The 25,266-nt window shown below is 34.7% G+C and carries 17 protein-coding genes; 11 read left to right on the top strand and 6 right to left on the bottom strand.

The genetic code is table 11. The features are described 5' to 3' along the window. The first annotated feature begins 5 nt into the window (after positions 1–5). From BBG48_RS02915 to BBG48_RS02925, 3 genes are read left to right on the top strand one after another with little or no spacing between them, the layout of a single operon-like run. Entirely contained in the window at positions 6–875 is an 870-nt protein-coding gene (locus BBG48_RS02915; RefSeq protein ID WP_068912601.1) for an ABC transporter permease, read from the top strand. A gap of 8 nt (positions 876–883) precedes the next feature. Continuing rightward, entirely contained in the window at positions 884–1,885 is a 1,002-nt protein-coding gene (locus BBG48_RS02920; protein WP_068912603.1) for an ABC transporter ATP-binding protein, read from the top strand. Continuing rightward, complete coding sequence (locus BBG48_RS02925) at positions 1,878–2,834, top strand: ABC transporter ATP-binding protein (protein ID WP_094754394.1); 957 nt, start codon at positions 1,878–1,880, stop codon at positions 2,832–2,834. The genes BBG48_RS02920 and BBG48_RS02925 overlap by 8 nt, the downstream gene beginning before the upstream one ends. Before the next feature lie 391 nt (positions 2,835–3,225). Here BBG48_RS02925 and nifJ read toward each other — a convergent pair whose 3' ends face one another. Beyond that, the gene (gene nifJ / locus BBG48_RS02930) at positions 3,226–6,774 is read right to left on the bottom strand and encodes a pyruvate:ferredoxin (flavodoxin) oxidoreductase (RefSeq protein WP_068912606.1); all 3,549 of its coding nucleotides are present in this window, start codon (positions 6,772–6,774) and stop codon (positions 3,226–3,228) included. Positions 6,775–7,086: 312 nt separating this feature from the next. Here nifJ and glmL point away from each other — a divergent pair, with 312 nt between their 5' ends. Both glmL and BBG48_RS02940 read left to right on the top strand, forming a co-directional pair. Next, positions 7,087–8,445 carry a methylaspartate mutase accessory protein GlmL gene (gene glmL, locus BBG48_RS02935; protein WP_068912608.1) on the top strand — a complete coding sequence of 453 codons (1,359 nt, stop codon included), beginning with the start codon at positions 7,087–7,089 and terminating at the stop codon, positions 8,443–8,445. A 175-nt stretch (positions 8,446–8,620) separates the two neighbouring features. Then, on the top strand, positions 8,621–9,208 hold the full coding sequence (locus BBG48_RS02940) for a HutD family protein (protein WP_068912610.1): 588 nt from the start codon (positions 8,621–8,623) through the stop codon (positions 9,206–9,208). A 382-nt stretch (positions 9,209–9,590) separates the two neighbouring features. Here BBG48_RS02940 and murC read toward each other — a convergent pair whose 3' ends face one another. Beyond that, positions 9,591–10,955, bottom strand: a complete 1,365-nt coding sequence (gene murC / locus BBG48_RS02945; protein ID WP_068912611.1) for a UDP-N-acetylmuramate--L-alanine ligase — start codon at positions 10,953–10,955, stop codon at positions 9,591–9,593. 277 nt (positions 10,956–11,232) lie between these two features. Between murC and BBG48_RS02950 the strand changes: the two genes are divergently transcribed. From BBG48_RS02950 to BBG48_RS02960, 3 genes are read left to right on the top strand one after another with little or no spacing between them, the layout of a single operon-like run. Further along, the gene (locus BBG48_RS02950; RefSeq protein WP_068912613.1) at positions 11,233–12,471 is read left to right on the top strand and encodes an efflux RND transporter periplasmic adaptor subunit; all 1,239 of its coding nucleotides are present in this window, start codon (positions 11,233–11,235) and stop codon (positions 12,469–12,471) included. Position 12,472: 1 nt separating this feature from the next. Then, the gene (locus BBG48_RS02955) at positions 12,473–15,676 is read left to right on the top strand and encodes an efflux RND transporter permease subunit (RefSeq protein ID WP_068912615.1); all 3,204 of its coding nucleotides are present in this window, start codon (positions 12,473–12,475) and stop codon (positions 15,674–15,676) included. Positions 15,677–15,678: 2 nt separating this feature from the next. Continuing rightward, positions 15,679–16,467 (top strand): MBL fold metallo-hydrolase, encoded by a 789-nt coding sequence (locus tag BBG48_RS02960; protein WP_068912616.1) that lies wholly within the window; start codon positions 15,679–15,681, stop codon positions 16,465–16,467. A 77-nt stretch (positions 16,468–16,544) separates the two neighbouring features. Here the strand turns inward: BBG48_RS02960 and BBG48_RS02965 are convergent, their stop codons facing one another. From BBG48_RS02965 to BBG48_RS02975, 3 genes are all read right to left on the bottom strand, one after another. Then, entirely contained in the window at positions 16,545–17,930 is a 1,386-nt protein-coding gene (locus BBG48_RS02965; protein ID WP_068912618.1) for an LCP family protein, read from the bottom strand. Positions 17,931–18,247: 317 nt separating this feature from the next. Then, positions 18,248–19,117 carry a stalk domain-containing protein gene (locus BBG48_RS02970; RefSeq protein WP_068912625.1) on the bottom strand — a complete coding sequence of 290 codons (870 nt, stop codon included), beginning with the start codon at positions 19,115–19,117 and terminating at the stop codon, positions 18,248–18,250. A 112-nt stretch (positions 19,118–19,229) separates the two neighbouring features. After that, positions 19,230–20,429: a metallophosphoesterase family protein gene (locus BBG48_RS02975; RefSeq protein ID WP_068912627.1), complete on the bottom strand. Its 1,200-nt coding sequence runs from the start codon at positions 20,427–20,429 to the stop codon at positions 19,230–19,232. Between the two features lie 252 nt (positions 20,430–20,681). Between BBG48_RS02975 and rbr the strand changes: the two genes are divergently transcribed. From rbr to BBG48_RS02990, 3 genes are all read left to right on the top strand, one after another. Continuing rightward, a complete protein-coding gene (gene rbr / locus BBG48_RS02980) occupies positions 20,682–21,275 on the top strand; it encodes a rubrerythrin (protein ID WP_068912628.1) in 594 nt (197 codons plus the stop codon). A gap of 206 nt (positions 21,276–21,481) precedes the next feature. After that, the gene (gene nth / locus BBG48_RS02985) at positions 21,482–22,114 is read left to right on the top strand and encodes an endonuclease III (RefSeq protein ID WP_068912629.1); all 633 of its coding nucleotides are present in this window, start codon (positions 21,482–21,484) and stop codon (positions 22,112–22,114) included. Positions 22,115–22,164: 50 nt separating this feature from the next. Beyond that, positions 22,165–23,604 (top strand): VanW family protein, encoded by a 1,440-nt coding sequence (locus BBG48_RS02990; RefSeq protein WP_068912631.1) that lies wholly within the window; start codon positions 22,165–22,167, stop codon positions 23,602–23,604. Positions 23,605–23,911: 307 nt separating this feature from the next. On the opposite strand, the gene BBG48_RS02995 is transcribed toward BBG48_RS02990, so the two are convergent. Continuing rightward, on the bottom strand, positions 23,912–25,222 hold the full coding sequence (locus BBG48_RS02995; RefSeq protein ID WP_068912632.1) for a DUF1343 domain-containing protein: 1,311 nt from the start codon (positions 25,220–25,222) through the stop codon (positions 23,912–23,914). Positions 25,223–25,266 lie beyond the last annotated feature (44 nt).

Here is a 25,266-nt window from a genome sequence, read left to right on the forward strand (position 1 = left end):
AATATATGGAAACTAAAAAAATTAAAAGCCGTTCCCAGCTTCAAGAGGTATGGAGAAGATTAAAGAAAAATAAAGGTGCTATGCTTGGACTATTCTTTTTGATAGCACTTGCCTTGATAGCTATTAGTGGAGGCATTGTATTTGATTATGAAACAGATGTCATAGGCATAAATCCTGCACAAAAGTTGCAAGGACCATCTATGCAGCATCTATTTGGTACAGATAATTTGGGCAGAGATATATTTGCAAGAGTTATGTATGGCTCAAGATATTCTCTAGCTATTGGTATAGGAAGTGTGTTTATTGGTTTAGTAATCGGCATAATTTGTGGCAGCTTAGCAGGGTACTATGGCGGAGTTGTTGACCAGTTCATAATGAGAACAAACGACATTTTATATGCTATACCAAATATAATGATAGCAGTAGTAATAGTATCACTTTTTGGTACAAGTACAGTAAACCTACTTCTTGCACTTTGTGTAACAGTAGCAACAGCCTTTACTAGGATAGCAAGGGCGGCAGTTATGACAGTAAAAGGGCAAGAATATGTTGAGGCAGCCTTTGCTATGGGACTTCCAACTTGGAAAGTTATACTAAAACACATTTTACCAAACTGTCTATCTCCAATAATAGTGCAAGTAACACTATCAATAGGAACTACAATAATTGCAGCTTCATCACTTAGCTTTTTGGGCATAGGTATACCATCGCCTGCACCTGAATGGGGAGCAATGCTTTCTGAGGGTAGAAACTACATCAGAAACTCTGCTTATATCTGCGTAATACCGGGCTTGGCAATAATGTTTACAGTGCTGGCTCTTAATTTACTTGGAGACGGACTAAGAGATGCCCTTGACCCAAAACTTAAAAAGTAGGTGAAAACATGAATAAAGAAATAATATTAGATATAAAAGATTTGGTTGTATACTATGAGACAGACGATGGAGTAGTAAAAGCAATCAATGGACTTGATTTACAAATAGAGAAAAAATCCACCTTGGGGCTAGTGGGAGAAACAGGAGCAGGAAAAACAACTACAGCTTTATCAATTTTAAATCTTGTGCCTAATCCTCCGGGAGTAATAAAAAGTGGAGAAATATTTTTGGACGGTGAAGATGTACTAAAAAAATCCAAGGAAGAGCTGGAGAAAATGCGTGGCAACGAGGTTGCTATGATTTTCCAAGACCCTATGACAGCACTAAATCCGGTTATGACTGTAGGAGAGCAAATAGCAGAAAGCTTACTTCTTCACAATGAAATATCCAAAGAAGAGGCAATGACTAGAGCAAAAAAAATGCTAAACCTAGTCGGTATAGCAGATAGCAGAGCCAATGACTATCCTCACCAGTTTTCAGGCGGTATGAGACAAAGAGTAGTAATAGCTATAGCTCTTGCCTGTAGTCCAAAGCTGCTAATAGCTGATGAACCTACAACAGCACTTGATGTTACTATACAAGCTCAGGTACTTGAGCTTATGAAGGAATTAATAGTAGATACAGATATGTCAATGTTATTAATCACTCACGACCTTGGAGTAGTGGCGGAGGTATGTGATGATGTGGCAGTAATCTATTCAGGCAAAGTAGTAGAAATAGGCACAAGCGATGATATTTTTAATCATACTCTTCACCCATACACAGAAGGACTATTTAACTCAATGCCTAATTTAAAACAGCAAGGAGAGGACTTAGAGCCTATCAAAGGTATGATGCCTGACCCAATGTTTTTACCTGAAGGCTGCTGTTTTGAGCCAAGATGTCCTTATGCCTTTGAAAGATGTAAAAGAGAAATGCCACAGCTAAAAAAATATTCTGAAACGCATCATTGTGCGTGCTTTGCCTATGAAAATCCGGACTTTAAACTAAGGAGGGGAAATAATGAGTAAAACTTTATTAGAAGTCGAAAATTTAACAAAATATTTCAACACACCCTCAGGCTTACTACACGCTGTTGACAAAATCAGTTTCACCCTACAAGAGGGTAAAACACTTGGTATAGTAGGAGAGTCCGGCTGCGGAAAATCTACCACTGGACGCACAATATTAAAATTAATTGAGCCTACCGGTGGCAAAATAGTCTTTGACGGAGAGGACATCACAAACTATTCACCAGCTAAGATGAGAAAATATAGAACACAAATGCAGATGATTTTCCAAGACCCATTTTCGTCTTTAAATCCACGTCAAAGTATAATGCAGCTAATAAGTGAACCAATTATAGAGCACAAAATTCTAAGAGATAAAAAAGAAATAGAAAAAAGAACCCTAGAGCTTATGGAGACAGTAGGGCTTGCTCAAAGATATGTAAACTCTTACCCTCACGAACTAGATGGTGGTAGGAGACAAAGAATAGGTATAGCTAGAGCTTTAGCAGTAAATCCAAAGCTAATAGTATGTGACGAACCGGTCTCAGCACTAGATGTATCTATACAAGCACAGATATTAAATCTTCTTAAAAAACTGCAAAAGGAAAGAGGCTTTTCCTATATATTTATCACTCACGATTTATCAGTAGTAAAATATTTCTCTGACGATATAGCGGTTATGTACCTAGGTGAGATGGTGGAAAAGGCAAGTGCAACAGATTTATTTAAAAATCCTATCCACCCATATACAAAGGCACTGCTTGAGGCAGTACCAAAGCCTGTAGTTACAAAAGACAAACCAAAAAGGAAACTTATAAAAGGAGAAATAACATCTCCGGTAAATCTGCCTGATGAATGTAGATTTGCCTCAAGATGTGAGCTGACCAGTGACATATGCAAAGCTGCAAATCCAAAACTAAGGGAAATAGACCCAAACCATTTTGTGGCTTGCTCAAGGGTAGGGGAGTAGTATAGTAAAACTTTAATAAGGCTGGATATATTAATCTTAGAGCACTATCAAAGTAAAAAGCACTCTGAGATTAATGTACCCAGCCTTTTATTAGAAAATAGTATTATACAAAATTTCTTTTCAATATGTATGCTAAAACTTTCAAAGGGAGTAAGTATTAGCAGAGATAAAAAGTAGGGGAGAACTTTGTTCGCCCACATTAATACTAATACTAAATTACATAAGAAAATGTAGCATTAGTTTTCATTGTAAAAATTTTTGCATAAGGTAGTAGCATAAATTTCTTTTCAAGATATATGCTACAATTTTCAAAGTAATATAGTATTAGAAAGTATTTTAAAAGAGTCGCGGATATTCTGCGACTCTTTTAATTTATTGATTATTTTGAAAATTATATATTTTCATTTCCTACTTCTGCAAGATGTTTATATTTTTCATATTTTTCTTTAGCATCTTGTTCTGACCTAGCATAAAGCTCTTCTGCTATTTCAGGGAAAGACCTCTTTAATGAAGAAAATCTTGTTTGTTTATCTATAAATTCTCTAAATGATGCTTTTGGCTCTTTGCTGTCTAGTGTGAATGGGTTTTTGCCTTCTTGAGCAAGTAGAGGGTTGTATCTGTATAAGTGCCAGTAACCGGCATCTACTGCTTTTCCTTCGTTAGCTATACTTCTTCCCATACCTTCTTTTAATCCATGGCTTATACATGGAGCGTAAGCAATGATTAGAGATGGTCCATGATAGCTTTCAGCCTCTTTTAATACTTTTAAGAAGTGGTTTTTGTTAGCACCGATAGCTACTTGAGCTACATATACATAGCCATAAGTTGCCGCCATCATACCTAAGTCTTTTTTCTTAACTCTCTTGCCTGATGCAGCGAATTTTGCTACTGCAGATGTAGGAGTAGATTTTGAAGATTGTCCACCTGTGTTGGAGTAGATTTCTGTATCGAATACCATTACGTTGATGTCTTCACCTGATGCAAGTACATGGTCAAGACCACCGTAACCTATATCATATGCCCAGCCGTCACCGCCGAATATCCATACAGATTTTTTATCAAGGTAATCTTTGTGGTCAAGTATGCTTTGTGCAAGCTCTTTGCCTTCGCCGGAAATTTTTTCTGCTGCAGCTATAACTGCATCTTTCTTAGCAAATGTATCTTCAGCACTGTTCATGCCATCTATCCAAGCGTTGAATGCGTCTTTAGCGTCTTGAGCGATATCCATATCAAGAAGCTGTTTCATTTCAGATGCAATTCTGTTTCTCATAGCTTTTACGCCCATAGCCATACCATATCCGTATTCAGCGTTGTCTTCAAATAGGGAGTTAGCCCATGCCGGACCTCTGCCGTCTTTGTTCTTAGTGTATACAGATACAGGAGCAGAACCACCCCAAATTGATGAGCAGCCTGTAGCGTTAGCTATCATCATTCTGTCACCAAATAATTGAGTGATTGTCTTAGCATAAGGAGTTTCTCCGCAACCTGCACAAGCTCCTGAGAACTCAAGAAGTGGTTGCATGAACTGGCTGCCTTTTACAGAGAACCTATCCATTATATCATCCTTGTATCCGATAACGTCATTACCATACTGGAATAATGGAGTGTATTCGTCTTTCACTTTTTCAAATGAAGTCATTACTACTGCTTTTTGGTCTTTCTTTCCTGGACATACATCTGCGCAGTTTCCACAACCTGTACAATCCATAGGGCTTACTTGTATTCTGTATTCCATGCCTTCTAAGCCTTTACCGATAGCTTTTAATGTAGTAAAGTCAGCAGGTGCATTTTTCTTTTCTTCTTCTGTTAATAAGAATGGTCTAATTGCAGCATGAGGACATACGAATGAACATTGGTTACATTGGATACAGTTTTCATCAACCCAAACTGGAACGTGAACAGCTATACCACGTTTTTCGTAAGCAGATGCACCTGATGGTACTGCACCGTCTTCTCTACCTACAAAGGTTGATACTGGAAGTGAGTCTCCTTCTTGAGCATTTACAGGTCTTAATATATTTTTGATGTATTCAGGGTCGTCAGCTTTTGTTGTATCAATTTTTAAATCTTCAAGACTTGCCCAAGCAGCAGGTACGTCTACTTTGTGTAGTCCATCAGAACCCATGTCAACAGCTTTGTAGTTCATGTCTACAACGCTTTGACCTTTTTTACCGTATGATTTTACAATAGACTCTTTTAAATATTTAACTGCATCGTCATATGGGATTACGTCAGCTAATTTGAAAAATCCTGACTGCATTATCATGTTTATTCTTGAGCCAAGACCTATTTCATCAGCTAATTTGTTAGCACTGATAGTATAGAAATCTATATCATTTTCTGCAATATATTTTTTAAGATGTGCAGGTAATTCTTCTTCTAATTGAGCGTCTGACCAAGGGCAGTTAAGCACAAATTTTCCGCCTTTTTTAAGACCTTTTATAACATCGTACTGTTTTACATAAGATGGAACGTGACACGCGATAAAGTCAGCCTCATCTATTAGGTAAGTTGATTTTATTGGAGTAGAACCAAATCTAAGGTGAGAAGTTGTTACACCACCGGATTTTTTGGAGTCATAAGCAAAATATCCTTGAGCATACATATCTGTATGGTCGCCGATTATTTTTATAGCCTGTTTGTTAGCACCAACTGTACCATCTGAACCAAGTCCCCAGAATTTGCATCTGATAGTGCCTTCTTGACCTACAGATATTCTATGTTTAACCGGTAATGATAGGTTAGTTACGTCATCTTTTATAGAAATTGTAAAGTTGTTCTTTGGTTTGTCTAATTCTAAGTTTTCAAATACTGTAAGGATATCAGTAGGAGTAACGTCCTTAGAACCAAGACCATATCTACCGCCAACTATTACAGGTTGTTTTTCTTCATCGTAGAATACTGATTGAACATCTAAGTGAAGTGGTTCTGCTGGAGCACCAGGTTCTTTAGTTCTGTCTAGTACAGCAATCTTTTTAACAGTCTTAGGCATAGCATCTAAGAAGTATTCTTTTACCCAAGGTCTGTATAGATGTACCTTTATGATACCTACTTTTTTACCTTGTTTTGTCAAGTAATCTATAACTTCTTCAGTAGCCTCTGTTACAGAACCCATAGCTACGATTATGTTTTCAGCATCAGGAGCACCATAGTAGTTGAATGGGTGATATTCTCTGCCGGTAATATTTGAGATTTCTTTCATGTAATCTACAACTATTTGCGGTACAGCATTGTAGAATTTATTTGATGCCTCTCTCATTTGGAAGAATATATCAGGGTTTTGAGCAGTACCCTTTGTGATTGGCTTGTTAGGGTCAAGAGCTCTACTTCTGAAATCTGCTAGGGCATCCTTGTCAAGTAATTTTCCAAGAACATCGAAATCAAGAACTTCTATTTTTTGTATTTCGTGAGATGTTCTGAAACCATCAAAGAAATGTAGGAAAGGAACTTTTGATTTTATAGCTGCTAAGTGAGCTATACCACCTAAATCCATAACTTCTTGTACTGAGCCGGAGCAAAGTAGAGCAAAACCGGTTTGTCTTGCTGACATTACATCTGAGTGATCGCCAAATATTGAAAGAGCGTGTGATGCTAGTGCTCTTGCAGATACATGGAATACTCCAGGTAATAATTCTCCGGAAATTTTGTACATATTAGGAATCATAAGTAAAAGACCTTGTGACGCTGTGTAAGTAGTAGTAAGTATACCTGCAGATAGTGAACCGTGAACTGCACCGGATGCTCCACCTTCAGATTGTAATTCCGTAACTGTTACTTTTTGTCCAAAAATATTTTTTAGACCATTTGCAGACCATTCGTCAACAACTTCTGCCATAGGTGAAGATGGTGTGATAGGGAATATCGCAGCAACTTCGGTAAAAGCATATGATACGTGGGCAGCAGCAGTGTTACCGTCCATAGTTTTCATGTGTTTGGTCATGAATTACCCTCCATAAAATATATAAAATATAAAATTAATAAATTATAACAGCCATTTTTGTAAGTTTTATTAAAAAAGGACTGATGATCCATTTCACTTCAAAACAGTATTTCCATGTCAATTAACAAAAACTTACAATTAATATTATAACAAAATACCCATTTATTATCAATTAAAATATGAAAAATTATTGACGATTTGTAGTCTCAAGGTGCGTATGTTTGATTTATGCAAATAAAAAAACAAATGGTTAAATAAATATAAGAAATTGATCAGTAAAAATTTGAAATTATTTAGAAGGGAAATGTCAAAATGAAATATTTATTGGTCGATGTGGGTTCAACATATACAAAATTAAATTTGGTAGATTTGGATAAGCTTGAGCTAATTGGTTCAGCAGCATCTTATACAACAGTGGATACAGATGTAATGCTTGGGTTTAACAACGCATTAAATGCTCTATCAAAAAAATGTGATGCAAGCTATGATAAGATGCTGGGTTGCTCCTCAGCATCAGGCGGATTAAAAGTTGTAGCAATAGGATTTAGCGAAACGCTGACTACAAAGGCTGCGAAACTAGCATCACTAAATTCAGGTGCAAGAGTGATAAACACCTATTCCTATGAAATGACAGAAAAAGACTTGCAGGAGCTCAATCACACAAATGCTGATATGATAGTGCTTTGTGGAGGTACAGATGGAGGAAATGAGCTAAATATCTTACACAACGCAAAAATAATCTCCAATATGACAAATGACATACCTGTAGTGATTTGTGGAAATACCTTCGCCAATGAAAAAGTCAAAAAAATATTAGACGAAAAAAATATAAGCTCAGTTATAACTGAAAATGTTATGCCAAATACAAATGTAGTAAATTACAAGCCACTTAGAAAAGTAATCAGCGACATATTTATAAAGCAAATAGCTTATGCAAAAGGCATAAATAAGCTCAGCGAACAAGTTGACATTTTTATACCAACACCGGTATCGGTGCAGTATGCAGTCTCTGCCTTTGCAAAATTTGAGGACAAATATGCAATGTCAATCGATATAGGAGGGGCGACTACTGACATATTTTCAGTGTCTAAATCATATCTAGGCAAGGAAAATATCTTGCCACCTGTTTTGGAAGAACCCTATGAAAAAAGAACAGTTGAGGGTGATATGGGCATGAGGTATTCCGCTATGTCATTATATGAAAGTGTAGGGCAAGAGGAATTTGATAAATATGACATTAAAGACGCTATACAAAAATGTGAGCATAGATTTAACCATACGGATTATCTGCCTGATAATGACGAAGAAAAGAATTTTGATAAAACATTGGCGATAATAGCTGCAAAAACAGCTCAAAATCGTCACATAGGCTATCTTAAAAAAGAACTCACTAAAACAAGATACATATACAGACAAACAGGCAAAGACCTGACAGAAGTAAAATATGTAATAGCAACAGGAGGTGTGCTGGTAAATAGTCCATATACCAAGGATATACTGGAAAAATCCTTGGAGCTTGATGAGATGTACCTAGCTCCAAAAAATCCGACATTATTGCTGGATAAGGCATATATATTATCAGCCTCGGGATTACTATCCAAGGTTGACGAAGAAAAAGCATATAAATTTATGAAAAAATATTTGCAGGAGATTAAAGTGGGAAATAAATAAGATATATTAATTTTAAGTAAAATAAAGTATAATTTAATTAAATATTTCTAATGTATTTTTTTGCTATATTGTAGGGGCGAACTTTGTTTGCCTAGAAATTTTCAAGATTAATCGTATTTTAATCAAAGCATTTTATGAGGAGTTAGCATTAATTAAATTTTTAATAGGAGGACTAATGAAAATTACAATTATAGAACCAAAAGCTTTTGTCAAAAATGAATGGTCAGGCGGAGCTACTACCCAGCTATATATCTATCCTAAGAATTCAGAACTTGCAAAAAGAAATTTTAAGTTCAGGATTTCATCAGCTACATTCACCGATACATCTTCCACATTTAGTGATTTTACCGAATATCAAAGATTTTTATTGCCATTAAAAGGGCATATCTACTTATCCCATAAGCAAAAGTACGAAACCACAATCCAGCCTTATGAAGTAGAATATTTTAAGGGCGATTGGTCAACCTATTCCGAAAATACTCTTGATACAGTTGATTTTAATTTAATTGTAAAGGAAAATATACAGTGTAATTTGTCGGTGCTGAATGTAGGAGAGGTCTACATACCAAAAAGAGCCGGCAAACTGATGATATTTAGCACATCTGATTGCACTATAGAGGCGTATGCATCTGAAAAAGAAGAGGTGCAGTTAAAAGGCTGGAGTTTGCTGGTAATAGATGAGGAAGAACAACTATTTAAGCTTACTGTAAAAAAATCAGAAAAAGCAGGTGAAAAAGTGATTTTTTGCGAAGTGAATGAATAGAAAATCTTAGATAAAAAATGTGGGCGTGAATGACAAAAAATGTCAATAACGCCTGGTGCTACACTATAAAAGTAGACAAATAATAAGACAAGATGTATCATAAAAATAAACACAAAAACAAGGAGGTTTTATGCCAAACAAAGGAATAAGATATGACGAAGATTTAAAAAAAACTATTGTAGATTTGCACCAAAATGGAAAAACACAAGCTTCTTTGTCCACATGAGCAAAAACAGCTCAATTTGAAAAAAATTCAAATGGAGCTGTTTTTGGTTTGTAAATTAGTTATTATTGTTAGAGTTTTTGGAGTATATATCTTTTTTAAAAGGGTTATATTTTTTACCAAAAATAATGAACAGGCTATTACTTGTTAATTTGCACATTATTTTTCCTCAGGCAGTCCTAGATAATTTCTGCCTATTTTATATGCTAGACCTGCTCCTAGTGTTAATACTAGGTCGCCTGAGGTTGCGTTTTTGTCCAAAAATTCTTTTGCGGCGTCAAAGCTTGGCATATAATGAGCGTCTTTGCCACTCTCGTTTATTGAATTTGCAAGCATTTTTGAGCTGACAGTGCCGTCGTCTATTTCTCTAGCGGCGTAAATGTCAACTAATAAAATAATATCTGCATTTTTTAGTGCCTCAACGAAGTCGTTATAAAGGCTTTTTGTCCTGCTGTAGGTATGGGGCTGGAACACTGCTATTAATCTATTTTTTGCAACTTTTTTTGCAGTTTGTAGCACTGCTCTTACTTCTGTCGGATGGTGTCCGTAGTCGTCATAGACTTTTACACCGTTTTTTTCACCTAAATATTCAAATCTTCTGTCAACACCGCCAAAGCTTTCTATGGCGGATTTTATTTTTTCTGTAGGCACATTGGATAAATATGCACAACAAATCGATGCGACTGCATTGTATACATTGTATTCGCCTTTGACTTGCAATTTATATTCACCAATTAGTTTTTCGCCTTGATAAACGCTAAAGCTTGGTGCGGCATCGTTATCGTATGAAATATTTTTTATTACAAAGTCATTGTCAGTATTAAATCCATAGTAATAAACTTTTCTATCCAAATCTTTTAAAGCGTCTTTTACATTTTCATAGTCACCGCAGGCGATTATATATCCACCATATTTTACTTGTGTGGCAAATTTTCTAAAGGATTGTTTTATTTGTGCCAAGTCTTTGAAATAGTCGGGGTGGTCGTGCTCTAAATTAGTAATTATACCAATTTTAGGATAAAATCTCAAAAAGCTGTCCACATATTCGCAAGCCTCTGCTATAAAGACTTGAGAGTCGCCCAGCTCAACATTACCGCCGATACTGTTAAATTTACCTCCTATTAACGCTGTAGGTTTATCATCGGAGGCGTTAAAAATCTGAGTAATCATAGCTGTAGTTGTAGTTTTACCATGAGTACCTGCGATTGCTATGGAATGTTCATACTTTTTCATTAATTCGCCTAAATAATCAGCTCTTTCCAGTATTTTTAGACCTAGATTTTGTGCCTCTACCAGCTCTTCATTGTCCTTTGATATAGCGGCTGTATATACGACAAGGTCTAAATCCTTTGTTATGTGCTCTTTTTTATGTCCTTTATATACTTTAATGTCTTTATTGATAAGGCTATGTATCAAAGGGGTTTCATCTTTGTCTGAACCGCTTACTGTATATCCTAAATTTTTACATATTATAGCAAGTCCGCTCATGGATATGCCGCCAATACCGATAAAAAATACGTTCATTTAATCACCCTTCACAATTTATAAAAAAGTTAAGCTAATGTCTATAAAATTCAAAAATTTATATAACTATAATTATGTAATATCAAGGATAATTTACACAAATTTTAGTTAGACAAACATTTATATAAGATATATAATACTATCGTATATATTAACACAACCATGTTTTGTAGTAAATAATTAATTTTTGTGCAAATTTGTTATTTATGAATAATTTTGAATAAATGTATTTACAATTATTTTCATGTTGAAATAGTATTTATTAGGAAGGTATAAATTGAAAACAAAATCCAAAATATTAGCGATGGCACTAATAACGTCAATAATTTTATCGGGTTGTCTAGGCAAAGAGCAAGAACAAAAACAGGAAGAACCGAAGGTTGCAGTACAGACAATTAAAATAGAAACATCTTCTATAAAAAAATATTCAGATGTTTCATCAAAAATAATTTCACAAAATAATGTCAATGTTACGCCAAAGGCATCCGGCACAATCAAAAAATTATATGTAAAAATCGGACAAAAAGTAAATAAGGGAGATATAATTGCAAAAATCGATGATACAGATTTAACAGTGCAATTACAGCAGGCAGATGCAGCGATAGAGCTTGCAAAAGCAAATGCGTCATTAAGTACAAATGGTAGTTTACAAAACAGTATAAATCAAATGAAAGCACAAGTGGACAGCCTACAGATACAATTAAATGACGCTCAGACAAATTTAAATAGAATGAAAGAGCTTTTTGCTGCGGGAGCAGTAGCTCAAGCAGATTTGGAAAAAGCACAAATGGGAGTTGATACTCTCACAACACAGCTACAAAATGCTCAAAGCACACTTAATCTAAATCAAACAACAGTAACTCAGGCTACGCAAAGTGTGGGAGAGTCAGCCATAAAACAGGCAGAGGCGGCAAGAGCAAATATAAAAAATATGATAAATAACACTACAGTAAAAGCAGAAGGAAATGGTACTATTACAAATTTAATGGTTTCTGAGGGAAATGCGGTAGGAGCAGGCACACCGATTGCGACAATAGCAGATGGAGAAAATTTAAAAGTATCATTACAGGTTAGCCAAGAGCTGATTGACAAAATTGGTGTTGGCACACCGGTAGAAATAATATTAGATGGGCAAGGTACTAGCGTAAATGCAGTAGTAAGCAATTTATCAAAATCTGCTGACGCTCAGACAGCACTTTATCCGGTAGAAATAAACCTAAGAAATGATACAGGCAATTTATACTCAGGAATGTTTGTTACAGCAAGAATTATATCCGACAGCAAGGATTTAGTTATAACCCTGCCACTTAATTCAGTTTTAGAGGATAATGACAAAAAATATGTATATGTCATAAAGGGCGATGGAGTAGTAAAGACAACAGTTGCTACAGGAATACAAAATGTAGAAAAAATTGAAATTATAGATGGACTTAAAATAGGTGATGAAGTAGTAGTAAAAGGTCAAGATTTCTTATCAGAGACTTCCAAGATAAATATTGTAAACGAGGTAAAATAAGATGGATATAGTAAAGACCTCTATAAAACGCCCCATTACTATAATTATGGGTATGCTTATAATATTAATCCTTGGCGGTGTGTCAGTTAGCAAAATGAAAATGTCTTTGATGCCGGAGTTTAAACTGCCTTATGTGATTGTATACTCAACCTATGAGGGAGCAGGACCTAACGAAGTCGAAAATTTACTGTCAAAGCCACTTGAGCAGGCGGTGTCAAGTGTGCATGGTGTAAATAAAATCACATCTCAAAGCTCTAATGGTATGAGCCTTTTGGAGATAGAATTATCCTATGGTACGAATATGGATAAGGCTGTTAGCGATATTGGCGAAGCCATTAACATGATACAGGATTTCTTGCCTGATGAAGCATCAAAGCCGCTGGCTATGAAGTTAAACCTAGATATGATGCCAATTGCCTTTGTGGTAGCATCATCAGGCAAGATGGACGATTACCAGCTAAGAGATTTTGTAGACAGGAATATAAAAAATAGGATAGAAAGGCTGGACGGGGTAGCCTCTGTCACAATTTCAGGGGGTACGGAAAAGGAGATTAGAGTTTTTCTGGATGAAAATAAATTAAACGGGTTAAAGTTAGATGTAAATACAATCTCTCAGCTAATTATGTCAGAAAATACTGACCTTGCCGGAGGTAATATTGATTTTGGCGAAAAAAGTTTTTCGGTAAGCTCAAAATTGCAGATGGACAGCGTTGAAGATATCAAAAACACACCAATAATTTTGCGTACCGGTAACGTCATAAAGCTGCAAGAAATAGCAGATGTAGCTTTAGTAGATAAAAAGCTTACAACAAAGAGCAGATACAACAAAAACAGTGCTGTAATGCTGACAATCAGTAAGTCAAGTGATGGAAATACTGTAGATACGGTAAAAAATTTAAGAGAAGAAATAAAAAATATAAATAAGTCCTATGATAATTTAAATGTGGTAATATCTCAAGAGTCTGCAAAGCTTATTGAAAATTCAATCAGCTCAGTTGTGCAAAATATTTTTGTCGGAGCATTTTTATCAATATTGATCTTGATGGTATTTTTGAAAAATATAGGCTTGACTACCATAATTGCTCTGTCAATGCCATTTTCAATCATAGGCACGTTTGTATTTTTATATTTTTCCGGCACAACGTTAAACATGGTTTCCCTTGGAGGACTTTCCATTGGGGTTGGTATGCTTGTTGATAACTCTATAGTTGTGCTTGAAAACATATACAGATATAGAACCACGCTTAAATTTGACAAGGTAAGAGGCACATATCTTGCCACAAGTGAGGTAAAAACAGCTATAATCGCATCTACATTGACGACCTTGGTCGTGTTTTTACCATTTGTATTTGCAACAGGTATAGTAATACAGCTAATGAAGGATTTGGCGTTGGCGGTAGTGTTTTCGCTTACAATGTCATTAATAACGGCACTAACGATAGTACCAATGATGTCGGCAAACTATGTAAACAGCGTGCATAGAAATAAAGCGAAAAAATTATTATTTATAAATAAATTACTTGACGCATTTGACAGATTTATAAAGTGGCTAACATTTAAATATGACAAAGTGTTAGCTTGGTGCTTAGACAGAAAGAAAAGGACTTTATTATTTGCACTTGGATTTTTTATATTCTCTTTATTTTTAACACCATTTATTGGTAAAGAATTTTTACCGGGCACTGACGAAGGTGAGTTTTCAATCACAATAGAGCCTCCAAAGGGTAGCAATATTGAGTATATTGATAATGTAGCAAAACAAGTGGAGGACATACTTTATAGCTACAAAGAGGTAGTAAATGTAAACACTACAGTGTCCGCAGGGCAGTCCAGCCTAGCAAGTATATTTTCAGGAGGCTCAGGCATTGGCACTATAAAGGTTACATTGGTAAATAAAAATAAAAGAGCAAAAGGCATAGACGATATTATTGAAGAAATAAGACAAAAAACAAATAATATTGCCGGTGCAAAAATCAAAGCACAAAAAAGTCAAAGTATTATGGGCGGAGCAACTGCAAATTCATACGATATTTCTATGTATATACACGGAGATGACCAGCAAATTTTACAGCAGTTGTCGGACGAAATAACAGGAAAACTAAAAAAAGTAAATGGACTTAGACAAGTGACCAGCTCTTTGGATGCTAAGGAAAGTCAGGTATCGGTAAAAATAAACAAAGAAAAAACTAGATTTTATGGCTTGACTGGTGTGCAGGTAGCAAATCAAGTCAGGAATAACGTATCAGGAACGGTAGCTACAAAACTTAAACACTCCGGCACTGAAACAGATGTAAGGCTGGCACTGCCTATGACTACTAAGGCGAATTTTGACTCACTGTCAAACATAAAAATTACAACTCCTATTGGCACGACTATTCCTCTTGTTGAAGTTTCAGATATTACTACAGAAAAAGTTCCGTCTGATGTATTTAGAGCTGACTCCACAAGATTTACACTGATAAGTGCGGGTATATATGGTATTGATTTTGGTACAGCGACAGCTGAGTTTCAAAAGGTAATAGACGATACAAAGTTTCCAAGTGGATATTATGCTACAATGGGAGAAGAAACTAAAATGATGACTGATACATTTTCATCATTGGCGTTAGTTGTTTTATTAGCTATAGTATTGGTATATATGGTTATGGCATCTCAGTTTGAGTCTTTAATAAATCCATTTGTGATTATGTTTACAGTACCACTTGCCTTTAGTGGTGGTATAATATTACTGTTCTTGTTTAGAGCGACCATGTCGGTTATGAGTATAATCGGAGGCTTGGTATTAGTCGGAATAGTTGTAAACAACGGTATAGTGCTGATAGATTACATCAATACACTCAGGTTTAGAGATGGACTTGATATAAAAACAGCAGTACAAAAAGCCTGCCCTACAAGGCTAAGACCGATACTTATGACAGCCTTAACCACTATACTTGGACAAGTGCCACTAGTTTTTTCAAACAGTGCAAATAGCGAAACTATGAAGGGGATGGGGTTGGTAATAGCCGGAGGACTTGCCACTTCAACTGTTCTAACGCTAGTAATAGTACCAATAATATATATGATTTTTGACAATATAACTGAGAAATTTAAATCCAAATTTAACCTCAGGGGAAGAGAAAATTCTTTTGAAATAGAAGAACTTGTTAGACCGATAACTAAAGAGGAAATAGATAAGATGGAAGGCAGAGGAAAGGAAGTATAAATTTGAAGTATGTATCACTGGCATCAGGTAGCAAAGGGAATTGCCATTTTGTAAAAGAAAAACACACATCAGTGATTGTAGATGCTGGTATAGCACTTAAAAATATCAATAAGCACCTAGAGTCTCACGACATAGATTTAAAAAGTATAAACGCAATCTTAGTAACCCATGAGCATACAGACCATGCAAAATCTGTCGGAGCATTGTCTAGAAAATTAGATATACCTATTTATGCTACAGAAGGAACTTTTATTGGAATGGAAAAGTCTCTTGGTAAAGTGAGCGATAAAAATATAAAAATAATAAAAGCTGAGGATGAGTTTGGTATAGGAGATATCATAGTAAAAAGTCATGGAGTAGACCACGATGCAAAAGACCCGGTGTGCTACAGGCTGGAGGCGAATAGAAAAAATATATCTTTTTTGACGGACTTGGGTGTAATCAGAAGAAGTATTTTGGATTTTATCGTAGGCTCTAATGCTGTAATATTGGAGTCAAATCACGATATAAATATGCTGGATGCCGGACCGTACCCTTATGAGCTAAAAATGAGAATAAAGTCAAATTTTGGTCATATAAGTAACGATACAGCCGGTAAAATGGCGTCTGAACTTGTAAAGACCGGCACTACGAAAATTATGCTTGCACATATATCAGAGCAAAATAATATGCCGATATTAGCATATCAAAGCGTTGCAAGTATACTAAAAAAGAATGAGATTGAAATTGGTTGTGATTTAGAGCTTAAAGTATTAGAACAACATTTTGCATCAGAGAGCATGGAAATATAGTAAACAAATTTAAAATAAAAAGTTCCAAGTATATCAGCTTTTGGCGATATACTTGGAACTTTTTTAATTGATATTTTTTAGAAAATAGGTGAACCTTCTGTATTTGTAGGAGGTTCTTGAGGCTCAGGAGCAGGGACAGGCTCTGTAACAACAGGAGCAGGTGTCGGTGCAGGCTCTTGAGTCTCAGGAGCAATTACTGTGCTTGGGTCAGGCTGAGGAGTATTTGTCTGAGGTGTATCCTGATTTGAAGAATTATTTGAGGAGTCAGGTGAACCGTTTGTGACAGAGTTATTTATTTGTTCATCTGTAGGGGCACTGTTTTTAGGGTTATTATTGAAAATCACGTCATTATTAGAATTATTTTTTGTAGTACCGCTAACGTCATTGATTTTTATAGTAGTATCATCATAGTATGAGGAGTTATTTTGAGATTTAGTAGTTTTAGTGCTGTTATAACTTCTTTTTAGCTTTATTTCTGCAAGGAAATTAGTAGATGGTTTTAAATCTTCTTCTGTAATAGTCATATCGTTAATAGCTTTTTGGAACAAAGCTCTGTTGGACTCTTTATCAGACATGAAGTATGACAAACTATGGAAATAAGTTGCCTCTCCTATTTGACTGTAAAAATGCACATTTGTTTTATCCATAGTAGCAGCGTTTGTGCCAAGGGCTACTGCTGAATTAAAGTCTACACTGGTTTTTACGTTTTTAAGTGCAACGTCAATAACCTTAGGCAATATTACAGGGTCAATGGCTTTATCCAATAGCTTTTGCATAAATTCATGCTGTCTTTTAACTCTGCCTAAATCTCCCTCTTGTCCGTGAGCACCGCCGTTATTTTGTCTCCAACGAAGATATTTTACAGCATTTTCACCATTTAGGTGATTAAGACCTTTAGGAATATGGATATGAGTTGCAGGCTTAGACCATACATCATCGTAGTTCATAGCAAATGGCAAGTCTACATCTACGCCACCGACAGCGTCTACTATTTTTGCGACTGCATCATAATCTACCATGATGTATTCGTTTATAGGTAGACCTGTGATGGAGGATGCCTCTTTTGCAACTCTTTTCACCCCGTCATCTTCAGACGGATAAGAATACAAAGAGTTTAATTTATATAGAGCGGGGTCTTTATATAGACCTTCTCTGCTGGATACATAGGTGTCTCTGTGAAGTGACATTACATCAAGTCTTTTTATTTGAGTGTCATAGGTTGCTACCATTATAGCATCTGAACGGGAATGCTCCATGCCTAGGATTAAAAAGTTTATCTTTGTTTTATCTATTTTTACATCTTTATTTTCATCGGACGTTATGGTATCAAATTCTTTGTAAACTGTATCGTTGTACGCTTTGCTAAATTTGAAATAAACTACTCCAAAGAGCACTAGCAATAATGCGAGTACGATTAAAAAAATATACCTTTTTTTTAATCGTTTTTTATTATTATTTTGCAACTAAAATCCTCCTGAATTGCCAAGTATAAATTTTTGGCATATAAACAAATATGTGTAACTTTTTTGTGATATATAAAAGGTCTAAAGCTTTTAAAATGGTAAATATATCATTATAAAGTTTATTTTAATTTAAAATAATGTAATTAAGCTTAAATAGTTTTTAATTATGTATTTATTATTAAAATTTATTTTTCATTGAAAAATATCGCTTAGGTTTTACATTTTAGCACATTTAAACTATAATTACAACAAAAAAAAGTTTTGCATATGTGCCATACATCAGTGCGCATATGCAAAACTTTTATATTAAGATTTTATTATAATTGTACCGCCATGGTAACTCTTGTGATGTTTTTTTCGTCTCCAACTTTATAATAGTTGAAAGTCAACACACCCTTTTTAGCATCTTCAGGAATTTGGTCTAAAGCCATATAAAATCTATCGTCAAAATCCGCAGGGAAACTTGATAAAACTGCCTTGCCTTGCTCTGATAATAATACATTATCGTGACCAAGCTGTCTAGTATTTCCTCTAGCATCTACATAAGTAAATACTGCAGAAAATACATCTATCATTATAGGTGATTGAGTTTGATTTTTTAGATAGATATAGAAGTTGCTATTACTATTGGCATCTTTTCTAACTATTTGATTTAATTCTAAAGATAAACCATCCTTAGTAAAATATATTGGGAGCTGTTTGTAAGCGACATCACCGATTTTCACATCTTCTTTTCTTGCGTCTGTTGGGTTGTCTGAGCTTAGTTTAGTAGCACTTGCAGACGAAAGAGCGGTAGAATTGTCTTTTGCTTTTAAATTAGCCTCTTTTGCAGCTTTTAATTGAGCAATAGTATCCTCTAATTCCTTCTTGGTCTGCTCTTGCTGTTTTTTAAGAGCCTCTATTTGCTCTTTTAAATCTTTGACTTGAGCATTTTTTACATCAATGGTTCTGTAGCTTTTGTCATAATCTATAGACAATCCCATATTTTCACTTACAAATCTAAGTGGTACATATACTCTGTTTTCGTAGTTTATAAGGTCGGCATCTTTTCTTGTACCATCTAAGAAAATTTTGTGAGTGTTGTCCTTTATAGCAGTGATATTTAGGTTTGCAGCCAACGAATTTGCAGCAAGCCCTAAAGTTAGTCCAAGTGCTATAAGAGATGCGTTTTTAACTATTTTTTTCATACATCCTCCAAATATATTTTAATAATATTACTAACCAATTTGCCTTTGGCTATTTACAATATCATTATAACATATTATTTTTTTGAGACTAGAGTTTTGATAAAAAGTAATTTTAATGTAACAAAATCTCCATATACCTTTTTATCAAATTATCATCAGGCTCGGTGTTATATCTGTCTTTGTAAAACTCGATAAATTTTTGCTCTTCAGTTTTTTCCAGCATATTATCCTTGATGGAAATAAACTTTTTTGTGCTCAAAATTGGTCGTATTTCAACAATATCTTTTTTGTAGCTTTTTATTTGTCTGATATCTAAAGAACTTAGCGGGGTGTCGGTCTTTACATTTAAATACACAAAGCTTTCCTCGTCTTTTTTATCTTTGCTCATTTGGATAGCCTCTGCCGGAGAGTTGGCATACCAAATGTCAATTTTTTTAAATACGGGGATATTAACTTTTTGGACAGACAATTTTTTTTCTTCGTCTATATCTACACATAAAAAAGATTTTTCTTCGGTTTTTGTTTCACTCTTGTTGTAATGTATAGGAGAGCCACTATAAAATATTTTACCTGTATCTCCAGCAGCTTGATGTTTGTGTAGATGACCTAGGGCGATGTAATCCAATTTATCGGCAGGCAAGATTGAGCAGTTTACAATGTATGCTCCGCCTAGGCTGTAGCCGGTTTTGGAGTCATCAATTTTTGAGTTGAGAGTAAACAGGTGAGCAATTAAAATGTTATATTCATTATTAGAAATATATGAAAGTTTGGGGTTTATTATGCTGGATAATTTTTCTTCAAAGGACAAGGCATTTTTGTCATCGCCCTGTGAAAGGTTAAATATGGATTTATTTAGACGTACTTCGCTTATATAGGGTAGAGCGATTATATTTACAACATTATTATTAATTTTAAGTTTTATAACTCCGTTTTCAGAAGATAAAATTTCAACATTTTTATAAAAACCAGTGGTAAAAGAGTCATCATGGTTTTCATATATTATTATTCCGTGGGATTTGACAAGTGGTCTTATACCGGCAAGTCTTTTTGGACTGTCGTGGTTTCCGGGGATAATGATGATTGCAGAGTTGGTCTTATCAGATAAATTTTTTAAAAAATCGTAAAAATATTCTTCTGCAATGGCAGGGGGATTTGGGCTGTCGTAAATATCTCCTGCGATTATGATTATGTCAGCGAACATCTTAGATGCCTTGGATATAAAAAAGTCTAAAAATTTTTTTTGCTCGTCTAATCTTGAAAAGCCTTCAAGTGATTTTCCAAGGTGAAAATCTGAAGTATGTAAAATTTTCATTCATAAAGCTCCAAATAATTTTGTGTTTAATAATTAAATCAGTATTATTATATCTAATATATTTAAAAATTGGAATGTCAAAAAATATTTATACAAAATTTAAAATTTTTTATATAAAAAATAAAATATGGATATATTTATATATATAGTGTCATGATAAAAATTATTTAAATGGTTTGTTTTAGTTTTTTCATTATGCTATAATATTGTAACACTAAATTAATATTAATTATATTATTATTGGGAGGCAATATGGCTAATTCTTTAAAAGGTACACAAACTCTAAAAAATCTTATGGGTTCATTTGCTGGGGAATCTCAGGCTAGAGGAAGATATACAATGTTCGCAAAAATCGCTAAAAAAGAAGGATTTGAACATATAGCAGCAATATTCCAAGAAACTGCAGACAATGAATATGAACATAGCTCAGTTTTCTATAAGTATGTAGTAGAAAAAATGCAAGGCGAAAAAATGCCTGTACTAACAGAAATTTCAGGTACATTCCCAGCAATCAAATCAACTACTTATGACAACCTTATGGCAGCAGCAGCAGGCGAAAATGAAGAATGGACTTTACTTTACAAAGAAGCTGCTGATGTAGCTGAAAAAGAAGGTTTCTCAGATATTGCAGCATCTTTTAGAAATATAGCTAAAGTTGAAAAAGCTCACGAAGAAAGATATCTTCAGTTAGCTAAAGATGTTAAAGAAGGAACAGTATTTAAGAAAGACGAAGTGGTAGTATGGAAATGTAGAAACTGCGGATTTCTAATCGAAGCTAAAGAAGCTCCAAAGATGTGCCCAGCATGTAAACATCCACAAGCTTACTTCGAAATTAAAGAAGGTTAGTTTATATAAAGTAATATTTTGTCGATAAATAAAGGTAGAGCATTCTACCTTTATTTTTTTGGGTTTAAATGCCTGCCTAAAATGGTATAAATTATAAAATAATAATTTTTTTAAAATAAAGTCTAGACTTCGTTATTAAATTTTAATATGCAATTTTATGTAAATTGATATATAATATTTTTTGTAATTTAAATGAGGAAATTGCAATGACGCTTTACCAAAAAATAATAAATAAATTAAAACAGATGTATCCTGAGGCACACTGTGAGCTAGATTTTTCTTCAGAATATGAGTTACTGGTAGCTACAATTTTATCTGCACAATCTACAGATAAAAGGGTAAATATAGTTACAAAGGAATTATTTAAAGTTGCGAATTCTCCTCAAAAAATGCTTGAGCTTGGGGAAGAAAAATTAAAAGAATATATTAGGACAATTGGATTTTACAATGCCAAGTCAAAAAATATAATAAAAATGTCTGAGCAATTGGTTGAAGATTTTAATTCCAAAGTACCCTCTACAATGGAGGAGCTGACAACACTTGCCGGAGTAGGCAGAAAAACAGCAAATGTGGTATTGTCAAATTGCTTTGGAGTGCAGGCGATTGCTGTAGATACACACGTATTTAGGCTAGCCCATAGGCTTGGATTTAGCGATGAAAATGATGTGTATAAGGTAGAGCTTGATTTAAACTCCAAAATTAAAAAATCTGAGTGGTCATTGGCTCACCATCTATTAATTTTTCATGGCAGGAGAGTTTGTAAAGCGAAAAATCCGCTTTGTGAACAATGTGGAGTGAATATGTACTGTAGGTATTATAAAAGTAGCGTGCAACAATAAATGTGTAGCTATTATTTTAATTATATATATCTTACTTAAGAGGTGATTTCTTGAATAAAAAAACACGAAAAAAAAATCGCTTGCAGATTTTGCCTATAATTATTTTGGTTTTGCTTGCATTAGTATCACTACCTTTTATATATATGAACAATATAGTAAAAGGTGATAAAATATTAAACAATGTAAGCATAGGCAAAATGAATGTATCTAACCTCACTAAAGAAGAGGCAAAGCAAGCGTTAGGACAAAAATTTTCTTTTGGTAATGTAACCTTAAATGATGCAGGGGTAACTTACGACTACAATCTAAGCGAAAATGGATTTAATTATGATATAGATAAATCCGTAGAGGACGCTTTTAATGTGGGAAGAGACGGCAACGTAATTCAAAATGCCTTAGTTGCATTTGGGCATAGTACAGGTAAAAAAACAGATATTCCTTTAGATTATAATGATGACTATGCCGGCTTAGAAAATTGGTTTAACGAAATAGCACAAAAAGCCAATATAGACCCGGTCAATCCTACTATAAGTGTTAGCGGTGCAGGAATAGTGGTAGTGCCTGGTGTTAAGGGCAAGATAGTAGACGTTGAGGCATTAAAAGCTAATGTTAAGCAAGAAATAGAAAAAAACAGCGATGGTCAAGATATACTGTTGGATTTACCTGTAAAGACAGTTGAACCATATATAAAGGAAGAACAATTATCTAAGATAAATGGTATTATTGGAAAATATTCTACAAAATATCCAACTACAGATGTAGCTAGGTCTATGAACGTAGCAGTAACAGCTAAAAAGATGAATGGAATACTCCTTATGCCGGGAGACCAAGGCAGTTTTATGTCACATCTAGGTCCGGTAAATGAAAAAGCTGGTTTTAAAGCTGCAAAAATTATAATAAATAACGAATATGTAGATGGTATTGGCGGCGGAGTATGTCAAGTAAGCTCGACCATGTATAATGCACTTTTAAGGTCAGGACTTGATATCACTGCAAGAAGTAATCATACATTTCCGATAGGTTATGTACCGCTTGGACTTGATGCTACAGTGGCAGACCCGGCACCTGATATGAAATATAAAAATAATTATCCATTCCCTATATATATAACAAATTCTGCCGGCGGTGGATATATGACCACAACTATTTATGGAAACAGAGAACTTGCTAAAAAAGTTGACATAACAACAGAAGTGCTCGAAACAATACCGTCAGATGTAGTATATAAAGACGACCCAACACTACCTGAGGGCAAAGAAGTAGTTGATGACAATGGGCATATAGGCTACAAAGTAGTAAGCTATAAAACTATTGACGGCAAAAAAACAGTGATTGCTCGTTCAAACTATAAAATGACACCAAAAATCATTCTTCGAGGAACTAAAAAAGCAGAACCTGGTACAGAACAGGCGCAACAACCTCAAGCAATGCAGGCAACTTCAAATGACCCTAACTCTGAATTGCATCAAAGTGCTCTACCAATTTTCTAGAAATTTGATAAATATAAAAGACTTATTCCGTTTGGGATAAGTCTTTTTGAATAGGATTAAATTTTTAATATTAAATAGAAATATTAAAACACTTATAATTAATGTATTTTGTCATATCATAGGGGTGAACCTTGTTCTCTTAAAGTTTTTGAGGATTAATTGTATTTTATACTAAAAACTAATTGAAAGTGCAGTTGCATTTTCCTTTTGTCACTTTTGTTCGCTCCGCTCACAGCGTTAGAAATAGCACTCACCAAGCACAAATGCACTTTTTTAAATATAGTGATTTTTTAAATAGATAATAGCATTAATTATATAAATGATACCTTTGAGTTTCAGCTTTAAAATTTTCGCAGGCTTGTCTATACATCGACTCTATTTCCATAGGAGATTTAAATTGTAGTAGTGCATTTGCAAGAGCCTTATCACCGCTAATTTTATAAAACATGGTTGGCTTACCCTTAGCCGTGTATACTTGAAAACGAAGAGTTTTAAGCTTATTTGCAGTAGCCATTAGATAATATCCGGTTCTTGCTGGATTAAATGTATGATAATCGGTTACGTTTAGTCTTACACCGCCTCTTGTGCCTTTATTTTCTGGGATAAATCTAACTCCCGGCAGATTGTATAAATTCATTTGCTCAGCAAAAGCCTTTGAGTTAAGTCCTGACATACCACTCCAAGAAAAATAATCAGCCATACCAAGACCAGTGCCATCGCTCATACCGGTTGCCATATATCCAAAAGCAGCCTCTATAGTTGGTATGTTTGGAGAAGTCTGCATGAAAGTAAGTCCCGTATCTTGCCAAATCATATCTCTTGTATAATTTTTCATAGGAACAACAGCTAAATCGCAACCGATTTTGCGATTGAAAAATTGTGCCAGCTCTCCAGCTGTAAGTCCATGAGCCATCGGAGTGTTGTCTATACCTACAAAAGAAAGTGCCTCGTCAGTATTTATAAACCCTTGTGTATATTTACAAGACACAGGGTTAGGTCTGTCTAACACAACCATTTTCACACCGTACTTTTTGCAGGCTATCATACATTTGTTCATTGTCGAAGTGTAGGTATAAGTACGAGAGCCGATGTCTTGTAGGTCAAACAACATTACATCTATATTTTTCATCATATCGTATGACGGCTCACGAGTGGCTTGATACAGGGAATATATTGTCTTACCGGTGGCAGTATCCTTTGTGCTTGAAATATATGCACCGGCTTTTATAGTGCCGTCTATGCCATGCTCAGGTGCGTATAGAGCCACAAGGTTTGCCTTTTTATAATTATTTAATGTGACCTTTAGATTTTCCCCTAGAGAATTTACAGAGGTTTGATTTACAACAGCACCTACATTTTTTCCATCTATAAGATAACTAAATTCACTTGTAAAAATCCTCTCATCACCTAAGATTACTTGACCATTGTCCTTCGTAGCATTTATTAAATCAGGCTTGTAGCTAATATTTTGAGTAACCGGCGTGTGTTGAACAGCAGCCGGATTTTTAAAATTTATAAAGCTATCAAGCACAGAAAAATCTGCAGCAAAAGTGGGTGAGGCTGATAAAAATAGTAAAAATGAAAATTCTAGAGTAAATAAAAATAGATTTTTTTTCATTTTGTATCCTTATATATTTAGAAATTTAAAAAAATATTCAATTA

It is taken from the genome of Criibacterium bergeronii (assembly GCF_001693775.2).
Lineage (GTDB): Bacteria > Bacillota > Clostridia > Peptostreptococcales > Filifactoraceae > Peptoanaerobacter > Peptoanaerobacter bergeronii.

Bases quoted from the DNA above. Each gene is read 5' to 3' on its own strand.
- BBG48_RS02995 (WP_068912632.1), bottom strand. From the start codon at position 25,222: ATGAAAAAAAATCTATTTTTATTTACTCTAGAATTTTCATTTTTACTA.
- nifJ (WP_068912606.1), bottom strand. From the start codon at position 6,774: ATGACCAAACACATGAAAACTATGGACGGTAACACTGCTGCTGCCCAC.
- BBG48_RS02975 (WP_068912627.1), bottom strand. From the start codon at position 20,429: ATGAAAATTTTACATACTTCAGATTTTCACCTTGGAAAATCACTTGAA.
- BBG48_RS02920 (WP_068912603.1), top strand. From the start codon at position 884: ATGAATAAAGAAATAATATTAGATATAAAAGATTTGGTTGTATACTAT.
- rbr (WP_068912628.1), top strand. From the start codon at position 20,682: ATGGCTAATTCTTTAAAAGGTACACAAACTCTAAAAAATCTTATGGGT.
- BBG48_RS02955 (WP_068912615.1), top strand. From the start codon at position 12,473: ATGGATATAGTAAAGACCTCTATAAAACGCCCCATTACTATAATTATG.
- glmL (WP_068912608.1), top strand. From the start codon at position 7,087: ATGAAATATTTATTGGTCGATGTGGGTTCAACATATACAAAATTAAAT.
- nth (WP_068912629.1), top strand. From the start codon at position 21,482: ATGACGCTTTACCAAAAAATAATAAATAAATTAAAACAGATGTATCCT.
- BBG48_RS02915 (WP_068912601.1), top strand. From the start codon at position 6: ATGGAAACTAAAAAAATTAAAAGCCGTTCCCAGCTTCAAGAGGTATGG.
- BBG48_RS02970 (WP_068912625.1), bottom strand. From the start codon at position 19,117: ATGAAAAAAATAGTTAAAAACGCATCTCTTATAGCACTTGGACTAACT.
- murC (WP_068912611.1), bottom strand. From the start codon at position 10,955: ATGAACGTATTTTTTATCGGTATTGGCGGCATATCCATGAGCGGACTT.
- BBG48_RS02925 (WP_094754394.1), top strand. From the start codon at position 1,878: ATGAGTAAAACTTTATTAGAAGTCGAAAATTTAACAAAATATTTCAAC.
- BBG48_RS02940 (WP_068912610.1), top strand. From the start codon at position 8,621: ATGAAAATTACAATTATAGAACCAAAAGCTTTTGTCAAAAATGAATGG.